20 protein-coding genes are annotated in these 22,458 nt (G+C 62.9%); 10 read left to right on the top strand and 10 right to left on the bottom strand.

The window, feature by feature from the left end:
* Window positions 1-6: 6 nt before the first annotated feature.
* Both C4J83_RS19835 and C4J83_RS19830 read right to left on the bottom strand, forming a co-directional pair.
* Window positions 7-963 carry a fimbrial protein gene (locus C4J83_RS19835; protein WP_256660610.1) on the bottom strand — a complete coding sequence of 319 codons (957 nt, stop codon included), beginning with the start codon at window positions 961-963 and terminating at the stop codon, window positions 7-9.
* Between the two features lie 50 nt (window positions 964-1,013).
* Complete coding sequence (locus C4J83_RS19830) at window positions 1,014-1,685, bottom strand: fimbrial biogenesis chaperone (RefSeq protein WP_256660609.1); 672 nt, start codon at window positions 1,683-1,685, stop codon at window positions 1,014-1,016.
* A gap of 221 nt (window positions 1,686-1,906) precedes the next feature.
* Between C4J83_RS19830 and C4J83_RS19825 the strand changes: the two genes are divergently transcribed.
* Complete coding sequence (locus C4J83_RS19825) at window positions 1,907-2,428, top strand: ANTAR domain-containing protein (protein ID WP_124417994.1); 522 nt, start codon at window positions 1,907-1,909, stop codon at window positions 2,426-2,428.
* On the opposite strand, the gene C4J83_RS19820 is transcribed toward C4J83_RS19825, so the two are convergent.
* Entirely contained in the window at window positions 2,374-4,728 is a 2,355-nt protein-coding gene (locus tag C4J83_RS19820) for an FdhF/YdeP family oxidoreductase (protein ID WP_124417993.1), read from the bottom strand. The genes C4J83_RS19825 and C4J83_RS19820 overlap by 55 nt on opposite strands.
* Window positions 4,729-4,962: 234 nt before the next feature.
* Between C4J83_RS19820 and C4J83_RS19815 the strand changes: the two genes are divergently transcribed.
* Window positions 4,963-6,078, top strand: coding sequence for a catalase family protein (locus C4J83_RS19815; RefSeq protein ID WP_372239333.1), 1,116 nt, complete (start codon window positions 4,963-4,965; stop codon window positions 6,076-6,078).
* Here the strand turns inward: C4J83_RS19815 and C4J83_RS19810 are convergent.
* Together C4J83_RS19810 and C4J83_RS19805 are read right to left on the bottom strand one after the other, a co-directional pair.
* A complete protein-coding gene (locus C4J83_RS19810) occupies window positions 6,064-7,269 on the bottom strand; it encodes a DUF1835 domain-containing protein (protein WP_124417992.1) in 1,206 nt (401 codons plus the stop codon). The genes C4J83_RS19815 and C4J83_RS19810 overlap by 15 nt on opposite strands.
* A 264-nt stretch (window positions 7,270-7,533) precedes the next feature.
* On the bottom strand, window positions 7,534-8,610 hold the full coding sequence (locus tag C4J83_RS19805) for an aldo/keto reductase (RefSeq protein WP_124417991.1): 1,077 nt from the start codon (window positions 8,608-8,610) through the stop codon (window positions 7,534-7,536).
* A gap of 132 nt (window positions 8,611-8,742) precedes the next feature.
* Between C4J83_RS19805 and C4J83_RS19800 the strand changes: the two genes are divergently transcribed.
* Complete coding sequence (locus C4J83_RS19800; RefSeq protein ID WP_124417990.1) at window positions 8,743-9,420, top strand: ABC transporter ATP-binding protein; 678 nt, start codon at window positions 8,743-8,745, stop codon at window positions 9,418-9,420.
* Window positions 9,417-10,211, top strand: a complete 795-nt coding sequence (locus C4J83_RS19795) for an ABC transporter permease (RefSeq protein WP_119742748.1) — start codon at window positions 9,417-9,419, stop codon at window positions 10,209-10,211. The genes C4J83_RS19800 and C4J83_RS19795 overlap by 4 nt, the downstream gene beginning before the upstream one ends.
* Before the next feature lie 256 nt (window positions 10,212-10,467).
* Here C4J83_RS19795 and C4J83_RS19790 read toward each other — a convergent pair whose 3' ends face one another.
* From C4J83_RS19790 to C4J83_RS19780, 3 genes are read right to left on the bottom strand one after another with little or no spacing between them, the layout of a single operon-like run.
* A complete protein-coding gene (locus C4J83_RS19790) occupies window positions 10,468-11,520 on the bottom strand; it encodes an L-idonate 5-dehydrogenase (protein WP_119742750.1) in 1,053 nt (350 codons plus the stop codon).
* Between the two features lie 14 nt (window positions 11,521-11,534).
* On the bottom strand, window positions 11,535-12,308 hold the full coding sequence (locus C4J83_RS19785; protein ID WP_106578927.1) for a glucose 1-dehydrogenase: 774 nt from the start codon (window positions 12,306-12,308) through the stop codon (window positions 11,535-11,537).
* A gap of 20 nt (window positions 12,309-12,328) precedes the next feature.
* A complete protein-coding gene (locus C4J83_RS19780; protein WP_124417989.1) occupies window positions 12,329-13,681 on the bottom strand; it encodes a GntP family permease in 1,353 nt (450 codons plus the stop codon).
* A gap of 141 nt (window positions 13,682-13,822) precedes the next feature.
* Here C4J83_RS19780 and C4J83_RS19775 point away from each other — a divergent pair, with 141 nt between their 5' ends.
* The 6 genes from C4J83_RS19775 to C4J83_RS19750 all read left to right on the top strand — a co-directional run bounded on the left by C4J83_RS19775 (window position 13,823) and on the right by C4J83_RS19750 (window position 19,774).
* Entirely contained in the window at window positions 13,823-14,695 is an 873-nt protein-coding gene (locus tag C4J83_RS19775) for a LysR family transcriptional regulator (protein WP_124417988.1), read from the top strand.
* A 103-nt stretch (window positions 14,696-14,798) separates the two neighbouring features.
* Complete coding sequence (locus tag C4J83_RS19770) at window positions 14,799-15,431, top strand: glutathione S-transferase family protein (RefSeq protein ID WP_124417987.1); 633 nt, start codon at window positions 14,799-14,801, stop codon at window positions 15,429-15,431.
* A 29-nt stretch (window positions 15,432-15,460) separates the two neighbouring features.
* Window positions 15,461-16,381, top strand: a complete 921-nt coding sequence (locus tag C4J83_RS19765; protein WP_124417986.1) for a LysR family transcriptional regulator — start codon at window positions 15,461-15,463, stop codon at window positions 16,379-16,381.
* Complete coding sequence (locus C4J83_RS19760; protein WP_124417985.1) at window positions 16,381-17,265, top strand: LysR family transcriptional regulator; 885 nt, start codon at window positions 16,381-16,383, stop codon at window positions 17,263-17,265. The genes C4J83_RS19765 and C4J83_RS19760 overlap by 1 nt, the downstream gene beginning before the upstream one ends.
* A 79-nt stretch (window positions 17,266-17,344) precedes the next feature.
* Window positions 17,345-18,280 carry a pyridoxamine 5'-phosphate oxidase family protein gene (locus tag C4J83_RS19755; protein WP_124417984.1) on the top strand — a complete coding sequence of 312 codons (936 nt, stop codon included), beginning with the start codon at window positions 17,345-17,347 and terminating at the stop codon, window positions 18,278-18,280.
* A 153-nt stretch (window positions 18,281-18,433) separates the two neighbouring features.
* Window positions 18,434-19,774, top strand: coding sequence for a PQQ-dependent sugar dehydrogenase (locus C4J83_RS19750; protein ID WP_124417983.1), 1,341 nt, complete (start codon window positions 18,434-18,436; stop codon window positions 19,772-19,774).
* Between the two features lie 42 nt (window positions 19,775-19,816).
* On the opposite strand, the gene C4J83_RS19745 is transcribed toward C4J83_RS19750, so the two are convergent.
* On the bottom strand, window positions 19,817-21,241 hold the full coding sequence (locus C4J83_RS19745; protein WP_124417982.1) for an efflux transporter outer membrane subunit: 1,425 nt from the start codon (window positions 21,239-21,241) through the stop codon (window positions 19,817-19,819).
* Window positions 21,241-22,035 (bottom strand): helix-turn-helix transcriptional regulator, encoded by a 795-nt coding sequence (locus C4J83_RS19740; RefSeq protein ID WP_106578919.1) that lies wholly within the window; start codon window positions 22,033-22,035, stop codon window positions 21,241-21,243. Before C4J83_RS19740 ends, C4J83_RS19745 begins: the two co-directional genes overlap by 1 nt.
* Window positions 22,036-22,458: the final 423 nt, after the last annotated feature.

The raw sequence follows: 22,458 nt of genomic DNA, 5'->3' as shown, positions 1-22,458 counted from the left end.
AATCAGCTATTTGTAATACATATCCACCACCACTGCGGCGTCGAATGCGCCGGGAATCGGCAGGGTGCGCCATTTCAAATCGGCGCGGAATTCGTCGCGGCTCTGGCCCAGGCCCATCAGTTCCTGCAGCGTGAACCAATTGTCGAACGGCAATTGCTGTTGGCTTTCGGCGCGGGACAGGGCGATGCCCACCGATTTATTGTTGTCCGGTACCAGTAACCCGTTGATCACACTGCCGCCACCCGGCGTGGTGGCGAAGCGAGCGCTGACGGTATAAGGCGTGTCGCAACCTTTGCGCAGGTTCAAGCTGAAATTTGCGGTGCTGGCGACTTCGCCGATGGCAAATTTGCGCGAGGGCATCGGGAAGCTGACCACGCTGGGGCTGATGGTCAGCTCGGGGGTACAGGGCACGAAGCGGATGCCGTTCATGCCGGTGACCACGTAGTTGAAGTTGCTGTTGGGCCTTGAGTTCAGGCCGCGTACGCCGTCCAGCTGGAACACCCGATACTCGGTCAGGGTACTGGCCTGGCCACTGGGAGGCGTAGGGTCGTATTTCTCGATGAACACGCTGAAGTTGAGGGTGAAGCGCGCCTTGTCCCAGCCTTTGCAGTTGGCCAGGTTGCAGCCGCGGTCGGAAAAGAACCCGGTGCCGACCTTGCCGGTACTTTGGGTGATCGGCTGGTTGTTATAGCGAATACCCACGCGGATGCCCGTGCCAATGCTGACGTTGGCCGGGTTGACGTAGAAGTAGATCTCCTCGCGGCCGTAGTAGTAGTCATCTTTGCAAATCACATCGGTGGAGCGTGGGCCGGACTCCCAGATAATGCTGCCGTTTGGCGCGTCGGCCGCCACCGCCAGGGCGGTGCCCAAGGCTTCCTTGGTAATGATCGAGTCGCTGCCATCCTCACGGCAGGCCAGCGCATGGCTGGTGGCGGGCAGGACTGCGCAAGCCCACAGCAGCATGGGTAGAAATCGTTTGGTGAGTGACATTGGTGCAAATACCCCGCGAATCATCAGTTGAGCGCCGCGCTGTGGCGGGCTTGCAAACCGATATCGGTGATTTCGGTGAAGTGGAGGGTGGTGCCTGTGGGCAACGGGCCGGGCGCGGTCAGGGTTTTGTGCTCGAAAGGCTTGAGCAGCAGGTAATCACTGAGCACCTGGCCGTCGGTTTGCAGGTTCACCAGCGACAGGTGAAAGGCGCTGGGGTTGCTGACCGTGACGGTGCGCCCATCGTTGCTGCGCCATTGCAGTTGCTGCACCGCGTCGGCCGAGCCGCCTTTGAGCGCGGGTGGCCGATAGAACAGCTTGAGCCGCTGGCGTATCGCAAATTGCACGCTGTTGGGGTCTTCCGGCTTGAGCGGGATCTCCATGATATTCAGCCAGAACAGCGATTCACGGTCGCTGGGCAACCCTTCACCGGCATACAGGATGCGCAACTGATGATGCTCGCCGGCGCCCAGCTGCACCAACGGCTCGGTGGCGGCAAACGGCACGCTGTGGCTGCTGGCTTCGTCCTGGCCGCTGATCCAGGTTTGCACCACCACTTCCCGTGCAGCCTGGTTGACCACGCTGATGTTGGCTTCGCGGTCATGGCCGAAATAGATCAGGCGCGTGCCTTCGACCTTCAGCGCGGCGCTGGCGGGCGGCGGTGCAAGGGCCAGCAATCCGCAGGCTAAAATCATCATTCTGAGTAAAAACATGAGCACAGATGAATCCATGGGAGCGTGTGGGAACGCGGCCCATGGTAGGGGCAGGGCACCGTGGGGGCTTTCAGGCGATTCTTAAAAGTGCGGGGCTGTACCCGGTTACCGTTTCAGAATCGCCTTAAAGTCAGGTTTCACCCCTGACGGGTAACGTGGTCAGCGTTGAATGATCGACGCGGATGCCCACCTGCCAGGTTTACCCTATGTCCAATAAAGCGTTACGCCTTCTGATTGCCGATGCAGACCTTCTGCAACGGATCAAGATCGAGAAAATGCTCAACCAGCTGGGCTATCACCGTATCGTCCCCTTGAGCTCGTTCGACGAACTGCAGGCACTGACACGTTCAGGCGCTGTGGCGTTCGACCTGTTGATCATCAACACGGCGCTGGTGCACTCGCGGCAGGTCAACCTGTTGAAGTATTGCCATGACAACCCGCTGATTCGCCACACGCTGATCTATGACGGGCAATGTGCGCAAAGCTCGGTGGTGTCGGTGTCGGTCAGCCAGACCCTGCATTTGTCGCTGTCGCAATCGCCGGATTTCAACTCGCTGCGTCGCTGCATGGAAGTGGTCGATCCCGACCATAGCCTGCCCACGGTCGAACGCCCGGTGCTGCGCGCCGTTGACAGCCGGACCAGCGTGCCGTCAGCGGCGCCACGCGCGATCTATCAGGGCGATCCGGCGGTGGTGGCCTGCGCGGTCGGGCTCTCGCCCAAGCGTTGATCAACCGGCACGCTCAAGCGTATCGGCACCGATTTGGCCGCCGGCACCTTGCTGCGTTCGGCGTGGTGCCAGAGCGGCACCAGTGGGTTGCATTCAGGGTAATACGCCGCGGCGCAGCCTTCGGGGATGTCATACGCAACGATTTCCAGCGGACCGACCTGGCGCTTGACCTCAGGCTCTATGGCGGTGGTCAACATCACCCCCTGACCGTTCTCGAAACCCAGCCGCGCGATATCGTTGCGGTGCATGAAGATCACCTCGCGCGTGCCACTGATGCCGCGAAAGCGATCCTCGTAGCCGTAGATCGTGGTGTTGAACTGGTCGTTGCTGCGCAGCGTCATCAGTTGCAGCACATCACGCGCCAGCACCTGGGTGTTGACGTCATCGTCTTCATTGAGCGTGGCGGGCAGCACGAACTGTGCCTTGCCGCTGTCGGTCAGCCATTTGCGGTGCGCAACGGCGATGGGGCGGTGAAATCCTCCCGGTTCGGCCATGCGGGTTTCCATGTCGTGGAAGATCTGCGGGTAGATGCGGCTGATGGCGCTGCGCACTTTTGAGTAGTCCGCGCTCCAGCCCTGCCAGTCAATCGAGCCGCCCGCTGGCAACGTGGCCTGGGCCAGGCCGGCGACGATGCTGGCCTCGGCGCGCACGTGGGTGCTGACCGGTTCGGCGCTGCCATGCCAGCCGTGGATGCAGCCGGTGCTGTCCTCGGTGGCCCAGGTTTGCTCGACCCCCTGCTGTCGGTCGATTTCGATGCGCCCCAGGCACGGCAGCAGCCACTGGTGTTGCGCGGGCAACAAGTGCGTACGATTGAGTTTGGTCGCGATCTGCACGTTGAGTTGCAAGGTTTGCCAGGCCGGCTCCATGCGCGACGTGTCGGGAATCGCGCGCAGGAAGTTGCCGCCCAAGCCGATAAAGCCGCGCACGCGCCCGGCCAGAATGCCTTCGCAGGCGTCCACCGTGCACAGGCCCATTTGCTCCGGCACCTTGAAGCCGAACTGCTGCTCGATCAGTTCGACCGGGACTTTTTTCGGGTCTTCGGTAATGCCCACCGTGCGCTGGCCCTGCACATTGGAGTGGCCGCGCACCGGGCAGATTCCTGCACCCGGCTTGCCGAAATTGCCGCGCATCAGCAACAGGTTCGCCAGCATTTGCACGTTTTGCACCCCGTGCCGATGCTGAGTCAGGCCCATGCCGTAGATCATCATGACCCGGTTACTGCGCGCGTACACCTGCGCGGCCGCCTCCAGGGCGCTGCGGCTCAGGCCGGAGCGGCGCTCGATGGTCGGCCACTGCGCGGCGCGAACCATCGCCGCAAACGCGTCGAAGCCTTCGGTGTGTTCGGCGATAAAGGCGTAGTCGAGTACCGGCGCACGCCCGTCGCGCTGTGCCTGGTCGTCCAGCTCCAGCAGCACTTTAGCCAGGCCGAGCAGGGCGGCCGTGTCGCCACCGATTGCCACCTGGTGATACTGGGTACTGATCACGGTGGATTCGGGGGTGAGCATTTCCACCGGTGATTGCGGATTGACGAAGCGTTCCAACCCACGTTCGCGCAAGGGGTTGAAGGTGATGATCGGCACGTCGCGTTTGCGCGCATCCTGCAACTGGTGAAGCATGCGCGGGGCATTACTGCCGACATTCTGGCCGAAGAAAAACAGGCAGTCGGTGTGCTCGAAATCTTCCAGCGTCACGCTCCCGACGGGGATGCCGATACTCTCCTGCAAGCCGACCGAGGTGCTTTCGTGGCACATGTTCGAACTGTCGGGCAGGTTGTTGGTGCCATAGGCCCGAGCGAACAGCTGGTACATGAACGAAGTTTCCAGCGAGGCGCGGCCCGAGGCGTAAAACACCACGCTGTCGGGTTGCAGCGTTTGCAATTGCGCGCCGATCTCGCGGTAAGCCTCCTCCCATGACGTTTCGCGGTAGCGGTCGGTGGCCGCGTCGTAGCGCATCGGATGGGTCAGTCGCCCGTGTTGCTCCAGTGCGTAGTCCGACCATTGGCGCAGTTCACTGAGCGAGTGTTCGGCGAAGAACGCAGGTGAGGTCTTGAGCGAGGTCAGTTCCCAGGCCGTGGCCTTGGCGCCGTTTTCGCAGAACTCCAGGGCATGCGGCTTGCCGGGTTTGGCCCAGGCGCAACTGACGCAGGCGAAGCCATCGGGCTTGTTCTGTTTGAGCAGCGCTTTGGTGGCCTTGGCAAAGGCCTGTTCGCGCCAGAGAATTTTCATCACCGACTGCGCCGAGCCCCAGCCGCCGCTCGCGTGGGTGTAGGGATGAAAGTGGGCTTTTGGATAGATGAGCATGGGCTGCACCTGAGGGCTTTATCGGTGAGGGATAACGTTACGACGAGTACGCTTGGCAAAAGGTTCGAGCGGGCTTCCGGGCGGCAGGCTAACCGCTCGTCCGACGCCGTGCGGATTTGTTGAACATCCGTTTCTCTGCCTCGGCCCTATCAATCAAGACGGCCGCATTTATTCAGTCGTCGCTGCCTATTAGAAGAAAGCCTGCCGTGAATACCTTGCCGAGCGGAGAGACGCCTGATGAACGACCTACCTGCAGTCAACCCAGCGATTCAGCCTTTGGCTTTTGAGCCGTCATTCGAACAGATTCCCGATGATGAAGCGCAGACCAGCAAGGAGCTGGCTGAAGCGCTGCACGGCATCATGGAAACTACCTTTCGCGACAATGGCCATGCCACTCGCAGTGTCCACGCCAAGGCCCATGGCTTGCTGCGCGGGCACATCAGCGTGCTGGAAAACCTGCCCGCCACACTGGCCCAGGGCGCCTTCGCCAAACCGGTGCGCTTGCCGGTGTACCTGCGCTTTTCGACCAACCCAGGCGATATTCTCGATGACAAGGTGTCCACGCCCCGCGGGTTGGCAATCAAGATCGTCGGCGTGGACGGCCCGCGATTGCCGGGCAGTGAGGGCGAGGTCACCCAGGATTTCGTCATGCAAAACGCCAAGGCCTTCACGGCCGCAACGCCCAAGGCTTTTTTGAAGACGCTGAAATTGTTGGCCAAGACCACTGACAAGGCGCCGGGCATGAAAAAAGCCTTCTCGGCGCTGTTGCGAGGCGTGGAAGCCACACTCGAATCCATGGGCGGCGAAAGCGGCACGCTGAAAAGCCTCGGCGGCCATCCGCAGACCCATATCCTCGGCGAGAGCTTTTCCAGCGTGGTGCCGATGCTCTATGGCCCTTACTACGCCAAAATCGCTGTGGTGCCGGTGTCGTCCAACCTGACGGCATTGACCGACTTGCACGTGGACTTTGGCGATAACCCCGACGGACTGCGCGCAGCCGTTGAGGCTTACTTTGCCCAGAGCGGCGGCACTTGGGAGGTGCGCGTGCAATTGGCCACTGACCTGGAAAAAATGCCCATCGAGGATGCTTCCGTGCAATGGCCCGAGGACCTCAGCCCGTACGTGACCGTGGCGCGCATCGACCTTGAGCCCCAAGCGGCCTGGAGCCCTGAAAACGTCCAGAAAATCGACGACGGCATGGCCTTCAGCCCGTGGCACGGGCTGGCGGCGCATCGCCCGTTGGGCGGAGTAATGCGCGTGCGTAAACCGGCTTACGAGATGTCGTCGGGGTTCAGGGCCGAGCACAACGGGTGCCCGATCCACGAACCGCGGCCGTCAATCACGCCATAAAGGCTGGTGGTCGTCATCCAGCGTCCAGTGGGGTTGGCGGGGTTCCAGGCACACTCCGCCAACCCAACGCACCTGGTTGGCGTGGTCCAGCCAATAAGCGTCGGCGTTCAGCACCGCGTGCCCCAGTGGGGTCAGTGCGAGTGGGCGACGCGGCCATTCGGGCTCGGTTGCAGTCTCGACCAGTAACGGCTGGTCACCATCGATCAACGGCCGCAACAACGCATGAAACATCATGTCGCCCAGAAACGGCAGCGGCTCGCGCTTGCCCATCAGTTCTGCGAACACTCGACCAAACGGCACGGGCCCGGCTTCGGCGATGTACTGCAGGGACAAGCGTTCGGTGAGTGACAAACCATCGCGCCTGCCTGGCAATTCCTGCAATTGACGCGTCAGTGCGGGCGCGAGCAAGGGCAGGGCGCGGTGGTTGCCCTGCGCCAGTTGCGCCCAGTTGACCGGTGAGGGGTTGCAGTAAGCCGACCAGGCCTGCTTGGCCAGTTCCACGGCCTCATCGTCGATCAACCGGCGCTGTGGCCATAACCACGCGAGGACATCGGGTGCCAGTTGGCCAATGCCGATAAACCGCTCGACGCCGGGAATGCGGTCCACTTCGATCAGCTCAAGCTTGCGCGGTGCCTGCTCAAGCCCGGCCAACGCGCGGATCAGGAACAGTTGGTCGTAGGCATCTGCCTCACACCACAGCACGCTGTGATCGGCGTCGGCCAAGGCTCCAAGCTGGTGGTATTCATCGTTGATGCGCCGCGCGACTTCGGTGGGGTCCAGGGCGAAGGCCTGGCTGATAAACGCGCTGCGCATCGCGCGGAATGCGTCGCCGGGAAGGTCACGCACCGGCCCCATGCACAGCGGATCGGTGAGCATCTGGAACCGGCCTTTGAACCCAGCCACCTGCAGGCTGTGGGCGATGTCGCTGCCGCAACGCCAGTGGGTGGTGCGGGCTTCATCGCTGGCCTCAAACGCGGGATGGCGGGCGGCGAAGTCGAGGGCGTCGACGTGCGCCTTGAGCTTGGGCCAACTGCTGAAACCCAGTTGCCGGGCGACGTGCCATTGGGCCTGGGACAACGTGGCGGTAGGGTCCTGGCTTTTCAGGCGCGGCAACAGTTCCTTGGCGCGCTTGCGCTGCTGCTCAAGGTTAAGACGGCCATCGGTGTTGGAGGATAAAGGGCGTTGCGACATACGATCTCCTTGCACAGACCTTTTCCGCTTTAAGGTTGGGAGTCGTAAAAATGAGATGCAGCTTGAGTGTCTTGGGCGCAGCCCTTTCCGCGGAAGGTGGCGTAGAGAGCGCCAGGCGGGAAATATAGGCAGCATTGGCGCTCAGTGCAACCCTGCCAGTGTGGGAACGGGCCTGGCGCGATGGCGCGGTGTCAGTCAGCCAATGCGCTGACGGATCCATCGCCTTCGCGGCAGGCCCGCTCCCACCTTTTTGTCGTGTTGCTCTTATTTGTCCTTGCGCGCATCCATGGTTTTTTGATGCTCGGCCAGGAACGGCTGCTCCGCCGGATCAAAACGGTCAATCCCGGCAGTGAATCGATGCCAGTACGGGTACAACGGCTGGCGCCGTGTCACCGCCTCGATGCGTGAAGACTGTTCTTCGGTGAGTTTGAGTTCGGTCGCCGCAAGGTTGTCGCGCAAGTGTGCTTCGGTGCGGGCGCCGACGATCAGCGAGGTAATGCCCGGGCGATCCTTGAGCCACGCCAGGCAAGTGCGCGCCACCGAGACACCGTGCTCGTCGCCCACGGCGGCGAGGGTTTCGATGATATCCAGCGCGCGTTCCTGGTCATGCACATAGGGTTCCGGCCAGCCACTGCCTTGGCGGGTATTGGCCGGTGGTGTGTGCCCGCGCCGCGTCGAACCGGTCAGCAGGCCTTCGCCCATCGGGCCCCACACCAGCGTGCCGACGGACTGGTCGAGTGCCAGCGGCAGCAGTTCATATTCGGCTTCGCGCGATTCCGGCGTGTAGTAAATCTGCTGGGTGATGGGCTTGAGCATGCCGTGCAGCTCGGCCTTGCCCAGGGTTTTCATCATTTGCCAGGCCGTGAAATTGCTGGTGCCGAAGTAGCGGATCTTCCCCGAACCGACCAACAGTCGCAGCGCTTCGAGGGTTTCCTCGATGGGCGTCATGCCGTCCCAATTGTGCAATTGGTACAGGTCGATGTGGTCGGTGCCCAGGCGCTTCAAGCTGGCTTCGCAGGCGCGAATCAAGTGGTAGCGCGAGGACCCGGAGTTGTTCGGGTTCTTGTCCACCGGGCTGCGGCCCTTGGTGGCCAACAGGATGTCGTGACGCTTGTCGCCCAAGGCCTTGCCCACCACTTCTTCGGCCAGGCCGTGGGAGTAGAGGTCGGCGGTGTCGACCATATTCACGCCGGCGTCGAACGCGATGTCGAACATGCGCCTGGCCTGCGGCACGTCCACCGCGCCGCACTTTTCAAACTCGGCGCGACCGCCGAAGGGCACGGTGCCCAGGATGATTTCGGATACCAGCAGGCCTGAATGGCCCAGTTGTCGGTATTGCATGTCGCCTCCTGTTTTACGTTGCACGTGAAGGTGTGAACGACATGAATGGCGATAGTTTGAATTTTTTCATGAAATCTTCGTGCACCTGCCGCACCATTGCGCCCAACAGGATTTAAGAGGAACACCGCGTCCATGAGTGCACTGATAGAAACCCGCGCCCTCACGCGCGTGGACGAGCGTCGCCAAGTGGCCTTGCTTGAACCGACGGACTTCACCCTGAGCAGCGCCGACCGCGTGTCGATCACCGGCTCTTCCGGCTCCGGCAAAAGCGTGTTCCTGCGCGCGCTGGCGCTGCTGGATGCGCCCACCTCGGGGCAGATTCTGTGGAACGGCCAGCCGGTTGCCAATGCCGACATTCCCCATTACCGCAGCCACATCAGCTACCTGTCGCAACGCCCTGCGCTGCTTGAGGGCACAGTGCAGGACAACCTGCGTTTTCCGTTCAGCCTCAAGACGTTGCGCGAGCGCCGCTTTGACCTGCAGGCGGTCACCACGCTGCTGGGGCATGCCGGGAAAACTGCGGACTTTCTGCACAAAAATGCCGGTGACCTGTCGGGCGGTGAAGCCCAGGTGGTCGCGCTGATCCGCACGCTGCAACTCAACCCCGAAGTGCTGTTGCTCGACGAACCCACAGCGGCCCTCGATCCCACGTCCTCCCGTGATGTGGAAGCGCTGATCGACGCCTGGTTTGCCGGCGACAACTCGCGTGCTTTCATCTGGGTGTCCCACGACCTCGACCAGGCCCAACGCATGAGCGCCATCCACCTGCAGATGAGCGCCGGCGTGCTGAGCGCAGTGGCCCAACCATGAATTATCAAAACCTTACCGCGCTGGACATGGGCATCGCCGCCTCGCTGATCCTGATCAACGGCGCGCTGTCGTTGCTCTTGCGCCTGGGCCTGGGTCGCCAGTTGCTGTGGGCGGCGGTGCGCACGGTGGTGCAACTGTTGGCCATTGGTTATCTGCTGGGCTGGGTGTTCGAGTTTGCCTACTGGTACGTGGTGCTGCCGCTGATGTGCGCGATGACTTTGATCGCCGGCCTGTCGGCGGCCGGACGTGGGCGCAGGACCTATCGCGGGCAACGGGTCGACAGCATCCTGTCGGTGTGGGGCAGCTCCTGGCTGGTCACGGCGGTGGGGTTGTTTGCGGTAATCCGCATCCACCCGTGGTACGAGCCGCAGTATGCGATTCCGATTCTGGGGATGATCCTTGGCAATACCCTGACCGGCGTGTCACTGGGCATCGAGCGCATGACCCAGGAACTGACCTCGGGGCGCAACACCATCGAGATGATCCTGGCGTTGGGCGGTTCGCGCTGGGAAGCCGCGCAGGAAGCCATCCGCCAGGCAGTGCGCGCCGGGATGATCCCGACGCTGAACCAGATGACCGTGGTTGGCATCGTCAGCCTGCCCGGCATGATGACCGGCCAGGTGCTGGCGGGAGAGAGCCCGGTGGACGCGGTGCGGTATCAGATCGTGATCATGTTTCTGATCGCCGCGTCGTCGGCGTTGGGCACGGTAGGTGCGGTACTGCTCACCTACCGGCGGTTGTTTTCCAAGAGCCATCGTTTTTTGCGCTTCAGGCTTGAAGAGCGCGCCTGAGCCTTACGTGTTGTTGCAACCCTTGGCGATGGAGGGTTCCACTCGGTGGTGAGCGTAGACAGACACTCGGCACTGGTCCAGTCGGCCCAGCGACCTGCGCAGCCTTCAGCACTGATGTCGATCAAATGTGGGAGCGGGCTTGCTCGCGAATGCGGTGGGGCAGCCAGCTCATGTGTAACTGAGCCACCGCTTTCGCAGGCAAGCCAGCCCCCACAGGGATCAACTTTGCTGGGGAGATTGCATTCCAGGCCAGGCGTCAATCCAGATCCGGCACACCAAAATCCAACACCACTTTCATCGCCTGGGTCTTGTCCGCCGCCAACTCAAACGCCTGCACCGCCTCGCCAAACGGCACGGTGTGGGAGATCACCGGGCGTACATCGACGATCTGGCGATTGAGCAAATCCACCGCCTGGGCAAACTCCGCGTGGAACCGGAAGGTGCCGCGCAAATCGATCTCACGACTCACCAGCAAATTCAGCGGCAGCGACACATCCCCGCCCAGGCCCACCGTCACCAACACCCCGCGCGGGGCGATGCAATCCAGGCCACTGCGCAGGGCCTGGGCGCTGCCGGAGACCTCGAACATCACCTCGAAATAGCCCTTTTCGGCGGTGTAGCGCTTGAGCGCATCGGCGCCGTCGGCGATGTTGTGGGTGCGTGTGGCGCCCATCTTTTCGGCGCAGGCGAGGGCGCTGGCGGACACGTCCACGGCCACGATTTCACCGGCACCGGCAGCACGCAGGCTGCCGATCAGCAAGTTGCCAATCGGACCGCAGCCGGTCACCAGCACGCGTTTACCGAACACCGCGCCAGCGCGCTGAATCGCGTGCAAGCCTACTGACAACGGCTCGGCCAGTGCGCCCTCGGCGAGGCTGACGTGGTCGGCCAGGCGATGCGCCTGATGGGTCTCGATCACCAGGCTCTGGCGAAACGCGCCCTGGATGTGGGGAAAGGGCATTGCGCTGCCATAGAAGCGCATGTTCAGGCAGTGATTGGGCAAGCCCTGGTGGCAATAGCGGCAGCCGCCGCAGGGGCGCGATGGCGACACTGCAATGCGCTCGCCAACCTTGAATACCCCGGCGTCGCTGCCTACCGCGTCGATCACCGCCGACACTTCGTGGCCGAGCACCATCGGCTCGCGCAGGCGCACGGTGCCGAAGCCACCGTGCTGGTAGTAGTGCAAATCCGAACCGCAGATACCGCCCCGCGCGATGCGCACGCGCAGCTGGTCGGGGGCGAGGGGTTGCGGTTCATCCTGGGGATCGACCCGCAGGTCCTTTGAAGCGTGACAGACGATAGCGTGCATAAAATTCTCCAGGATTACAGCGACGCGGTGATGCCACCGTCGACGTAGAGGATATGGCCGTTGACGAAGCTGGCCGCGTCACTGGCGAGGAATACCGCGGCACCGGCCAGTTCGGCCACGTCGCCCCAACGGCGGCTCGGCGTGCGCTGCACCAGCCAGTCGCTGAAGTCGGGGTTGGCCACCAGGTTGGCGTTCAGTTCGGTCTTGAAGTAGCCGGGCCCGATGCCGTTGACGGTCAGCCCGTGCGGGCCCCAGTCGATGGCCATGCCCTTGGTGAGCATTTTCAACGCGCCCTTGCTCGCCGCGTACGGCGCGATGCCAGGGCGGCCCAGCTCGCTTTGTACCGAGCAGATATTGATGATGCGCCCACGCTTGCGCGGGATCATCGCTCGGGCCACGGCCTGGCCGACCAGGAAGGCGCTGTCGAGGTTGGTGCTGATCAGCTCGCGCCAGTGTTGCTCGCTGTAGTCTTCCAGCGGGCCACGGCGTTGCATGCCGGCGTTGTTGACGAGGATTTCCAGTGGCCCCAGGCGCGCCTCGATGTCGGCCACGGCGGCCTGGATCGCCGCGCTGTCGGTCACATCGAATGCCTGGGTGTGCACCTCCAGGCCCTCGAGCGTCAGCAGTGCGGCCGCATCGCGCAAGGTGGCGCGGTTGCGCCCGTTGAGCACCACCCGCGCACCGGCCTGGGCCAGACCACGGGCAATCGCCAGGCCGATACCGGCACTGGAACCGGTGACCAGCGCGAGCCGGCCATCGAGGCGGAAGTTGTCTAAAACGCTTTGCATGGGCTACCTCTCCTAACGCTTCACACCACCAACGACAGCAGCATGATGAACCCCAGGGCGGCGAAGGAGAGCACGGTCTCCATCAGCGTCCAGGTCTTGAAAGTTTCGACGACGGTCATGTTGAAATACTGCTTCACCAACCAGAACCCGGCATCGTTGACATGCGACAGCACCAGCGAACCGGCACCGGTGGCGAGCACCAGCAGCTCACGGTTCACGCCGGGCATCAGCCCGATCACTGGCGCGACAATTCCCGCACCGGTGATGGTCGCCACGGTGGCGGAACCGGTGGCCACGCGAATCACCGCGGCCACCAGCCACGCCAGCAGGATCGGCGAGATCTCGGCGCGCACCGCCATGTGCCCGATCACGTCGCCGACGCCGCTGGCCACCAGCATCTGCTTGAAGCCGCCGCCTGCGCCGACGATCAGCACAATCGCGGCGGTCGGGGCCAAGCTTGAATCCAATAGCTTGCTCAGCTGTTCACGCGAGAAACCGCGGGCCGCCCCAAAGGTATAGAACGCCAGCAGCAGCGCCGCGAGCAACGCGGTGATCGGGTGGCCGATAAAGTCCATCCACACGCGGAACACGCTGTCGGCAGCGAAGGCCACGTCGGCGAAGGTCTTGAGCAACATCAGCACCACCGGCAACAGGATGGTGGTGACGGTGATGCCAAAGCCCGGCAGGTTTTCCCCCGGGGACTCTTTCGCCAGTTGCTCCATCAGTTCCGGCGATGCGTGGCCGGGGACGTAGCGTGAAATCAGGTTGCCGAACAGCGGGCCTGCGATCACCGCCGTGGGCAGGCCGACAATCAGCCCGTAGAAAATCGTCTTGCCGATGTCCGCGCCAAAAATCCCGATGGCCAGCAGCGGCCCCGGGTGCGGCGGCACCAGCCCGTGCACCACCGACAACCCGGCGAGCAGCGGCATGCCGACCTTGATCAGCGACAGCCCGGTACGGCGCGCCACGATGAACACCAGAGGGATCAACAGCACAAACCCGATCTCGAAAAACAGCGGAATGCCCACCAGGAACGCCGAGAACATCATTGCCCAGTGCACGCGCTGTTTGCCGAATGCGCGGATCAACGTGCGCGCGATCTGATCGGCGCCGCCGGAGTCGGCCATCAGTTTGCCGAGCATGGTGCCCAGGCCAAGAATGATGCCGACAAACCCGAGTACGCCGCCAAAACCGTCCTGGAAAGACTTCATCACCTTGTCCACCGGCATGCCGGAGGTCAGGCCAAGAAAGCCTGCGGCGACGGTGAGCGCGACAAACGGATGGACCTTCAAATGGGTGATCAACAATATCAATCCAATAATCGTGACCAGCGCATCCACCAGCAGATAAGTGTCGTTAGCCATGCCGAGCATGGTGCCTCCTTGTTCTCATTGTTATAGGCCAAGCCCTGTCATATCGTGTATGACGGTGCGTTACTTCACCGCAGGCGCGGGTCAGCGTCCAATTTTCATTTGTGATCGGGTGATCATGGTTTTTGATAACCGGGAGATTTCGTGGAGTTAAAGCATTTGCGCGCCTTCGTGGTGCTTGCCCAGCAACTGCATTTCGGCCGGGCGGCGGCGCAGTTATCGATTGTGCAGCCGGCGCTGAGCATGCAGATCAAGTTGCTGGAAAGCGGCCTGGGTGTGCGCCTGCTGGATCGCAATCGCCACTCGGTGACGCTGACCGAAGCAGGGCGCGCATTTTTGCCCGAAGCCCAGGCCACCTTGCACCAGGCCGCGCGCGCCGCAGACGCCGCGCGGGCGTCTCATCGTGGCGAAATCGGCCGAGTGCGTCTGGGGTTTGTGTCGTCGGTATTGCCGCAATTGTTGCCGCAGCTGATCCGCGCCGTGCACCTGCGCTACCCGCGTATCGAGCTGGAACTCAAGGACATGCCCGGCCCCGATCAAGCCGCCGCCTTGAAAAACGGCCTGTTGGATTTCGGTCTGATGCGCCTGCCGGCCGCCCATCCCGGCGTGCAGACCCGCGCGGTATTGCGTGAAAGTTTTTGCGTGGCACTGCCGGTCGATCATCCTTTGGCGGCCCAGACCACCCTCCAGCCCAAGGACTTGCTCAACGTGCCGGTGTACATCCTCGCGCGTCGTTATGCGCCGGGGTTCTACGACGAGTTCATCAATGCCCTGGGCATCACGCTGGACATCGCCTCGGAACTGGGTGAGTTCACCACCATGCTCGCGCTGGTGTCTGCCGGGTTGGGCGTCGGGGTGTTGCCGCAACAGGCGGCGCGCGCGCTGCCGGCCAATTGCGTGTCGCGTCACCTTGAGCTGGGGGCGTATGAGGCCAGTACCGGACTGGCCTGGACCGAGCTGGACAGCGCGGTGAAGATCACCCTGTTCAGCCTGATCATGGAATTATTCGCGCAGTGATTGTTTCGTCCGGTGAAATGCTCGATTGTAAATCCTGATGATTCCCTCGATCAGTGCAGCGGCGGATGATGCGGGCGTCGATCCCCCATCCTTGGAGCCTTTCATGTCTCAGTCTGCGATCAAACTGTATGGTTTCCCACTGTCTGGCCACTCTCACCGCGTGGAGCTGATGTTGTCGCTGTTGGGGCTGCCCCGCGAATTTATTCTGGTTGACCTCAAGCACGGCGCGCAGAAAGCCCCGGACTTTATGGCCCGCCTCAACCCCTTCGGCCAGGTGCCGGTGATCGATGACAACGGCACGGTGTTGGCCGACTCCAATGCGATCCTGGTCTACCTCGCGAACACCTACGGCGACGGCCAATGGCTGCCGAGTGATCCTGTCGGCCAGGCGCGCGTGCAGCGCTGGCTGTCGGCCGCTGCCGGTCAACTTCACGCCGGGCCGGCGGCCGCGCGACTGGCCGTGGTGTTTGGCGCCGAGGTCGATACCGTCACCGCCATCAGTCGCTCGCACGCGCTGCTGACGCTGGTGGAGCAGCAACTGGGCCAAAGCCGCTTCCTGGCCAGCGAACAGCCGAGTATTGCCGATATTGCCTTTTACACCTACGTCGCCCACGCGCCGGAAGGCAATGTGTCGCTGGCCGACTACCCTCTGGTGCGGGCCTGGCTTGCCAGCATCGAGGCCTTGCCGGGCTTTGTCGGCATGCCGCGCACGGCAGTGGGGCTGCAAGCGCAGTAAATGATCTGTGGCTAGAAGAGTGAGCGCCGATGGACCGATTTCATGAAATGCAGGTATTTTTCGCGGTCGCCGAGGAGGCGGGCTTCGCCGCTGCCGCACGCCGCCTGAAAACCTCGCCGCCCAGCGTGACCCGGGCCATTGCCGCCATGGAGCAACGCATCGGCACGCAACTGCTGTCGCGCACCACGCGCAGCCTGCACCTGACCGAAGCCGGCCAGCGTTACCTGGAAGATTGCCGACGCATCCTCGCCGAACTGAACGAAGCCGAGGCAGCGGCGGCAGGCAGTTATTCCATCCCGAGCGGTCAACTGACGCTGACCGCGCCCGTGCTGTTTGGCGAGTTGTATGTGGCGCCGGTGCTGGGCGATTACCTGGACCGTTTTCCGCGGGTGAGCATCAACGCCTTGCTGGTCGATCGCGTGGTGAACATGGTCGATGAAGGCGTGGAGGTGGCCGTGCGCATCGGCCATCTGCAAGAGCCGGGGCAGCAGGCGATCAAGGTGGGTGAAGTGCGCCGCGTAGTGTGTGCTGCGCCAGGGTATCTCGACCAGCACGCAAGGCCGGCGCGGCCAGAGCAACTGCGTGAAGCGAAGATCGTCACGTCGTCCTCCAGCCAGTTGGTGAGCGAGTGGCGGTTTGTCGACGGCGGCCAGCCGCTGACCGTGCCTATCGAGCCGCGTCTGGTGGTCACGGCCAATAACGCCGCGATCCACCTGGCGCGGTTGGGTTGGGGCATGACGCGGGTGCTGTCCTATCAAGTCGCAGCGGCGGTGGCGGCGGGCGAGCTGGAGATTGTGCTGGAGGATTTCGAGCCGGCGCCACTGCCGATCCAGGTGGTGTTTCAGAAGAGCGGCCGGGTACCGGCCAAAATCCATACCTTTGTCGACTTTCTCACCCATCGCCTCGGGCAGGACGCGGCCCTGAACCCGGCGTTGAAGCGGCGCAGTTGATGGAACGTTATCGCGACATGCAGCTGTTTGCGGCGCTCGCCGGGCAACCGAGCCTGGCCTCGGCGGCCCGTCACGCACACGTCTCCAGCCCGACCCTGATGCGTGCGATTGCGCGTGTGGAGGCGCGCCTGCACGCGCAGTTGCTGCAACGCAGTACGCGAGGTGTGAGCCTGACCGACGCGGGCAGCGTCTACCTGGCCGACTGCCTATGCCTGCTGGCCGCGGTGGACGCCGCCGAAGCCTCGGCCCAGGGTTTGCACGCGCAGCCTCAGGGTAACCTGCAAGTCTTTCTGCCGTTTCTGTTCAGCCGCTACGTCATGGCGCCGGTGTTGGCTGGCTATATGGAGCGCTACCCCGACGTGCGTCTCGTCGCCCGCTATCACGACTATTACCCCAACCTGCATGAAGAGGGGCTGGACGTGGCAATCCTGGTCGGTGAACTGCCCAGTTCGTCACTGATCGCCCGGAGGGTGGGGCAGGTGCGCCCGATTCTCTGCGCCAGCCCCGACTACCTGGCCGCTCACGGCGAGCCGGCGCATCCCGACGACCTCAAGCAGCATCGCCTGATCGCCAGTGCCGATCAGGTTGACTGGGGCTTCAAAGGCGGCTCATTAAAGGCGCGCGCACGCTTGAGTTGCACCACGGTGCAGGGCGCGATCAATGCCGCTGTGCACGGTGCGGGGCTGATTCGCTGCCTCAGCTACCCGGTGCATGAACAGTTGGCGAGCGGCCAGTTGCGTCGCCTGCTACCGGCCTTTGAACTGCCGGCGCTGGCGGTGCACGTGGTGTACCGCGAAGGCCGCAACGCGCCGATGCGCGTGCGCAGTTTTGTCGATCACTGCGTGGCAGCGCTGCGGGATCATCCGGCGTTTCAGTTGGCGTAATGCTGGATTGCCAAGCGTGGGCATTCTCTTGATGGGTGACAGGGCGCAGCATTCACTCATCGAACCTGAGGAGTGCGCCATGAACCAGATCGAACCCTCCCCCTGGCATGCCGGCGAACGGCAGATGCAGCAAAGCGCCGGCGTTGCCGAGCGCATGGCAGTCGTGGGGCCCAAGGTGATCCGCGACCATTTGCCGGAGCAGCATCGGGATTTCTATCCGCTGTTGCCTTACTTGATGCTCGCGGTGGTGGATGCGCAGGGCATCCCTTGGGCGACGCTGCTCGAAGGCGCGCCGGGGTTTGCCCATTCACCCGACCCGCACAGGTTGCAGATCGACAGCTTGCCGTCCAAAGGCGATCCGGCGCTGGCTGCGTTACACCGCGGTGCGTCCGTGGGCCTGCTGGGTATCGACCTCACTACCCGCCGCCGCAACCGCATGAATGGGCGCGTGGGCAGCCTTGGTCGCGCTGGCTTTTCGGTTGATGTGGTGCACACGTTCGGCAACTGCCCCAAGTACATTCAACGGCGCCCGGTCGAGGGGATCGCGCGCAAACCCGGCACCTTGGTCGAGCCCTTGAACGGCCTGGATGACGCCGCGCAAGACTTGATCCGCAACGCTGACACCTTCTTCGTCGCAAGCTACGTTGACGAGGAGGGCGCACGCTCGGTAGACGTCTCCCATCGCGGCGGCAACACCGGCTTCGTGCGCGTCGACGGCAATGTGCTGACCATTCCCGACTTCGCCGGCAATCTGTTCTTCAACACCTTGGGCAACCTGTCGGCCAACCCGGTGGCGGGGCTGTTGTTTATCGACTTCGAATCAGGCGACGTGCTGCAGATTGCCGGACGCACCGCGCTGATCCTCAGCGGCCCAGAGGTGGCCATGTTCGACGGTGCCCAGCGGCTATGGACGCTGACCGTGGAGCATGCGGTACGGCGCCCGGCAGCGTTGGCATTGCGTTGGCAGTTTGCCGAGTTCTCGCCGTTCAGCCTGGCGATGGGCCGTTGGCTGTGAATTGCAGCGCGGCCGGAGTGGTTGCCGCAAGCCGGCCAGGCGCATCCTTTGGCATTCGTGCCCGCCGGTTAATATTCAATTGCGCCACTGCCGGTGTTTACCCGCGCTCCATCACGCAATACTCCGTCGGGATTTTGCCCCGAGGTTCCAACCATGAATGTACCGAGCCGCCTTGCGCTCCTGATCTGCGCTGCCACTGCTCTCACCGCCTGTGGTGAATCGTCCAAGTTGCCGTTCCAGGCCAGCGTTGGCCCCACCCCGCAATTACCGGAACCCAGCACGTCGCTGATCCCCACACTCAACGTCTCAAAGGCCGTCGGTTGGCCCGGCAACGCCCAGCCCACGGCGCCTGAAGGTTTCACCGTGACGGCGCTGGCCGACAATCTCGACCACCCGCGCTGGGTCTACACCTTGCCCAATGGCGATGTGCTGGTCGCCGAAAGCAATCACCCACCGATGCCCGAAGGCGCCACTGACGGCGGCACGGGCTTGATCGCCTGGGCACGCCGTACCGCGATGGGGTTTGTGATGGGCCGGGTGGGCGCCGATACGCCCAGCGCTAACCGCATCACCCTGCTGCGCGACGCCGATCACGATGGTCACGCCGAAGTACGCACCGAGTTCCTTGCCGGCCTGACATCGCCCTTCGGCATGGCGCTGGTGGGCGATGCGCTGTACATCGGCAACGCCGACGCGGTGGTCAAGGTGCCGTATACCTTGGGCCAGACCCATATAGACGCCACGCCGGTAAAGGTCACCGAGCTGCCGGCCGGGATCAACCATCACTGGACCAAAAACCTGCTAGCCAACCCGGACGGCACGCGGCTCTATGTGACCGTGGGTTCCAACAGCAATGTCGGTGAAAACGGCCTCGACGCCGAAGAAGGCCGCGCCGCCATCTGGGAACTGGACCTCGCCAGCGGTAAGAAGCGCCTGTTCGCCAGTGGCTTGCGCAACCCCAATGGCCTGGCCTGGAAGCCCGGCTCCACACAACTGTGGACAGTGGTCAACGAGCGTGACGAAATCGGCAGCGACCTGGTGCCCGATTACCTCACCTCGGTGCAGGACGGCGCGTTCTACGGCTGGCCGTGGAGCTACTACGGCGCCCACGTCGATGTGCGCGTGCAACCGCCGCGTCCGGACAAAGTGGCCCAGGCCATTGCCCCCGACTACGCCCTTGGCACGCACGTCGCGCCGTTGGGCCTGACCTTCTCGGACGCGCGGGGCATGCCGACGGCGTTCGCCGATGGCGTGTTTGTCGGTGAGCACGGTTCGTGGAACCGCAACCCGCAGGCCGGTTACAAGGTGGTGTTCATTGCCTTCAAGGACGGCAAACCTGCTGGCACGCCGGTCGACTTCCTGACCGGTTTTCTGAATGCCGCGGGCCAGGCCCAAGGCCGGCCGGTGGGTGTGACCCTCGACGCGCAAGGCGCGTTGCTGGTGGCAGACGATGTGGGCAACAAGGTGTGGCGGGTGGCGCAGCGCAACCCTTGAACGCTGCACAAAGGATGTGGCTAGCCCACATCCAAACCCGCTTTATTTTGCCGTCGCCAGCACCGGCGTATCCCCCCACGCGCCACCCAGCGCGGTATACAGATTCACCTCCGCCACCAACTGTGCCAGCCGGTCGACAATCAGCGCTTGTTGCGAACTGAACAACGAGCGCTGTGCATCGAGAAACGTCAGGTTGCTGTCCACGCCGCTGCGATAGCGGTGTTGGGCCAGGTCGTAATAGGCCTGGTTGGCCGCGACGAAATCGCGTTGTGCATCCAGCTGGTCATTAAAGGTCTGGCGGGCGGCGAGGCCGTCGGCGACTTCCTGAAAAGCCGTCTGGATCGACTTTTCATACTGGGCCACGGTGATGTCCTTTTGCAGTTTTGCGTAGTCGAGACTGGCGCGCAGGCTGCCGGCGTTGAAAATCGGCAGGTTGATCTGCGGCTGGAAGGTCCAGGTGCCCGAGCCGCCCTTGAACAACCCCGACAGCTGCGTGCTGGTGCTGCCTGCGTTGGCCGTGAGGGTCACGGATGGAAAGAACGCCGCGCGCGCCGCGCCGATATTGGCGTTGGCGGCCTGTAACTGATATTCGGCCTGGAGAATATCCGGGCGCCGCTGCAGCACGTCGGACGGCAGCCCTGCGGGCACGCGCGCCACCAGTTCATCGGCGAGCGGTCGCGCGGGCAAACGCTCATCCACCGGCGCGCCCACCAGCAGGGCGAGGTTGTTCAGGTCCTGGGCGACCTGGCGTTCATAACGGGCCACGCTCGCACGCGTGCTTTCCACTGCGGTGCGCGCTTGCACCACGTCCAGCGCCGAGGCCTTGCCCGCGCTTTTGCTGCGGCTGGTGAGCTGCCAGCTGTGGTCGTCGGCTTCCAGGGTTTGCTGGGCCAGGGCCAGCAGTTCCTGGTCGGCGCGCCAGGTCAGGTACGCATTGGCGACGTTGGCCACCAGGCTCAACTGCGCGCTGCGTCGCGCCTCTTCGGTGCCCAGGTACGTGAGCATCGCCTGTTCGCTGAGGCTGCGCACACGGCCGAACAAATCCAGTTCATAAGCGCTGAGCCCCAACGTGGCGGAATAATTGGAAGTAATCGCAGACTTGCCGGTGCCGGTCACATCGCCTGGCAACTTTTGGCGTTTGCCGGCGCCTGTGGCGGACAGGGCCGGGAACAGGTCCGCACGCTGGATGCGGTACTGCGCCTGGAACGCCTGCACATTCAGCGCCGCAACGCGCAGGTCGCGGTTGTTGAGCAGCGCATTGGCGATCAACTGCTGCAAGGCAGGGTCGTGGAACACATGCTGCCAGTCCTGTGTTATCGCCACGGTGCCCGATTGCGCCAGGCGGTAAACCCCGCTTTGCGGGTACTGCGCAGGCACAGGCGGCGCTGGCCGCTGGTACTCGGGGATCAGCGAGCAACCGCCGAGCAGCCAGGCCATGCCTACCGTTGTGAGCATCCCTTTGTTCATCAGGCGCCAACCATCCATTTGGCCAGGCCATGTCGGCCACTGACGCCCAACTTGGCAGCGGCGCGTTTGAGGTAGGTTTCGATCGAGCTGTTTTTCACGCTGAGTTTTTCCGCCATTTGCGGCACGGTGCCGCCGGTCAACAGGCCCAGGCACACTTCCTGCTCACGCGCCGAGAGGGTGATATCGCTTAACGACAAACGCTTGTAGAACTCGCGCTGCAGCTGCGATTGCTCCAGCGGGTTGTGCGCCGGCTCGATCTCGGTGTGCGGTGCCTGGCGCAGGATCTGCGCGTGCCGTTCCATCAACGGCAGCAGGGTGTCCGACAGGCACTTGAGAAACGACAACTGCGCCAGCGAAAACCCTGGCTGGGTTGGCGGGCGATAGAACGAAATCACGCAGCGTCGATTGCCCTGGCGCGACACCAGGTTGCACTGGTGTGAGCTGCCGCGCGGGTGCGCACTGTTGGCCTTGGCCTTCATCTGAATCAGCAGCGGGTCCTGCATGCGCAGCATTTGCCGCAGCAGCGGGTGATCCTTGATGGGGTGCAGGGTCTGCGGCGCAGACAGGTCATTTTTAACGCCGGCGCTGCCCAGGAGCTTGATCTCGCGCACGCTGTCGCGCAGCTCGTCGAGCGTCCATTCACTGAGGTCCACCAGATGAATCGGCACCCACTTGTCCACGAGGTGCAACATGTTGGCGGCGAAGTGCTGGTGGCCACTGCTTGAAATCAACTCACCCATTTCGGCGTAGAAATGCGGGCTCTGTGTGTCGCCAATACTGCGGGTCAGACTCATAGCCATCTCATCCTTGATGTCGAAAACCGTCGACGGGGCGCCCTGGGTTTGTGAGGCGCGGTCCGTGCTCCTTGAACGTAATTCGGCGTTCGAGATTTTATTTAGCCATAGGGATTTGTCCTACGTATGCAGCGGAAACGAGGGACACAACCTGCCATAAAAACCACGTCATTAATTCGACGTTTCTGACGGCTTATTCCGCCCACGAAAAACCGCCTATCGTTTTTAGATTTAATTAAATTATTGATTTATATGGAAAATATAATTTTTTAAACGAACCCTTTAAGCATTGGTAGCGGCCACAAATAGCCAATTTCCTACAAACGTTTAATCGATTCAGCAATGAACCCTCAGCCAAGGCCGTTTTGCGCCTTTCTGATGTCCGGGTTTCGGGTGACAGACAGCCCCGAACCCCCATGCTCA

The sequence above is a fragment of the Pseudomonas sp. LBUM920 genome, assembly GCF_003852315.1.
In the GTDB taxonomy this organism is placed as follows: Bacteria; Pseudomonadota; Gammaproteobacteria; order Pseudomonadales; family Pseudomonadaceae; genus Aquipseudomonas.
The sequence above is the reverse complement of the archived record's forward strand: the minus strand, read 5'-3'. Positions and strand labels throughout refer to the sequence as shown.

Bases quoted from the DNA above. Each gene is read 5' to 3' on its own strand.
- C4J83_RS19740 (WP_106578919.1), bottom strand. From the start codon at position 22,035: ATGAGTCTGACCCGCAGTATTGGCGACACACAGAGCCCGCATTTCTAC.
- C4J83_RS19760 (WP_124417985.1), top strand. From the start codon at position 16,381: ATGGAACGTTATCGCGACATGCAGCTGTTTGCGGCGCTCGCCGGGCAA.
- C4J83_RS19830 (WP_256660609.1), bottom strand. From the start codon at position 1,685: ATGATGATTTTAGCCTGCGGATTGCTGGCCCTTGCACCGCCGCCCGCC.
- C4J83_RS19770 (WP_124417987.1), top strand. From the start codon at position 14,799: ATGTCTCAGTCTGCGATCAAACTGTATGGTTTCCCACTGTCTGGCCAC.
- C4J83_RS19795 (WP_119742748.1), top strand. From the start codon at position 9,417: ATGAATTATCAAAACCTTACCGCGCTGGACATGGGCATCGCCGCCTCG.
- C4J83_RS19755 (WP_124417984.1), top strand. From the start codon at position 17,345: ATGAACCAGATCGAACCCTCCCCCTGGCATGCCGGCGAACGGCAGATG.
- C4J83_RS19790 (WP_119742750.1), bottom strand. From the start codon at position 11,520: ATGCACGCTATCGTCTGTCACGCTTCAAAGGACCTGCGGGTCGATCCC.
- C4J83_RS19810 (WP_124417992.1), bottom strand. From the start codon at position 7,269: ATGTCGCAACGCCCTTTATCCTCCAACACCGATGGCCGTCTTAACCTT.
- C4J83_RS19825 (WP_124417994.1), top strand. From the start codon at position 1,907: ATGTCCAATAAAGCGTTACGCCTTCTGATTGCCGATGCAGACCTTCTG.
- C4J83_RS19745 (WP_124417982.1), bottom strand. From the start codon at position 21,241: ATGAACAAAGGGATGCTCACAACGGTAGGCATGGCCTGGCTGCTCGGC.
- C4J83_RS19780 (WP_124417989.1), bottom strand. From the start codon at position 13,681: ATGCTCGGCATGGCTAACGACACTTATCTGCTGGTGGATGCGCTGGTC.
- C4J83_RS19785 (WP_106578927.1), bottom strand. From the start codon at position 12,308: ATGCAAAGCGTTTTAGACAACTTCCGCCTCGATGGCCGGCTCGCGCTG.
- C4J83_RS19820 (WP_124417993.1), bottom strand. From the start codon at position 4,728: ATGCTCATCTATCCAAAAGCCCACTTTCATCCCTACACCCACGCGAGC.
- C4J83_RS19835 (WP_256660610.1), bottom strand. From the start codon at position 963: ATGCTGCTGTGGGCTTGCGCAGTCCTGCCCGCCACCAGCCATGCGCTG.
- C4J83_RS19805 (WP_124417991.1), bottom strand. From the start codon at position 8,610: ATGCAATACCGACAACTGGGCCATTCAGGCCTGCTGGTATCCGAAATC.
- C4J83_RS19750 (WP_124417983.1), top strand. From the start codon at position 18,434: ATGAATGTACCGAGCCGCCTTGCGCTCCTGATCTGCGCTGCCACTGCT.
- C4J83_RS19800 (WP_124417990.1), top strand. From the start codon at position 8,743: ATGAGTGCACTGATAGAAACCCGCGCCCTCACGCGCGTGGACGAGCGT.
- C4J83_RS19765 (WP_124417986.1), top strand. From the start codon at position 15,461: ATGGACCGATTTCATGAAATGCAGGTATTTTTCGCGGTCGCCGAGGAG.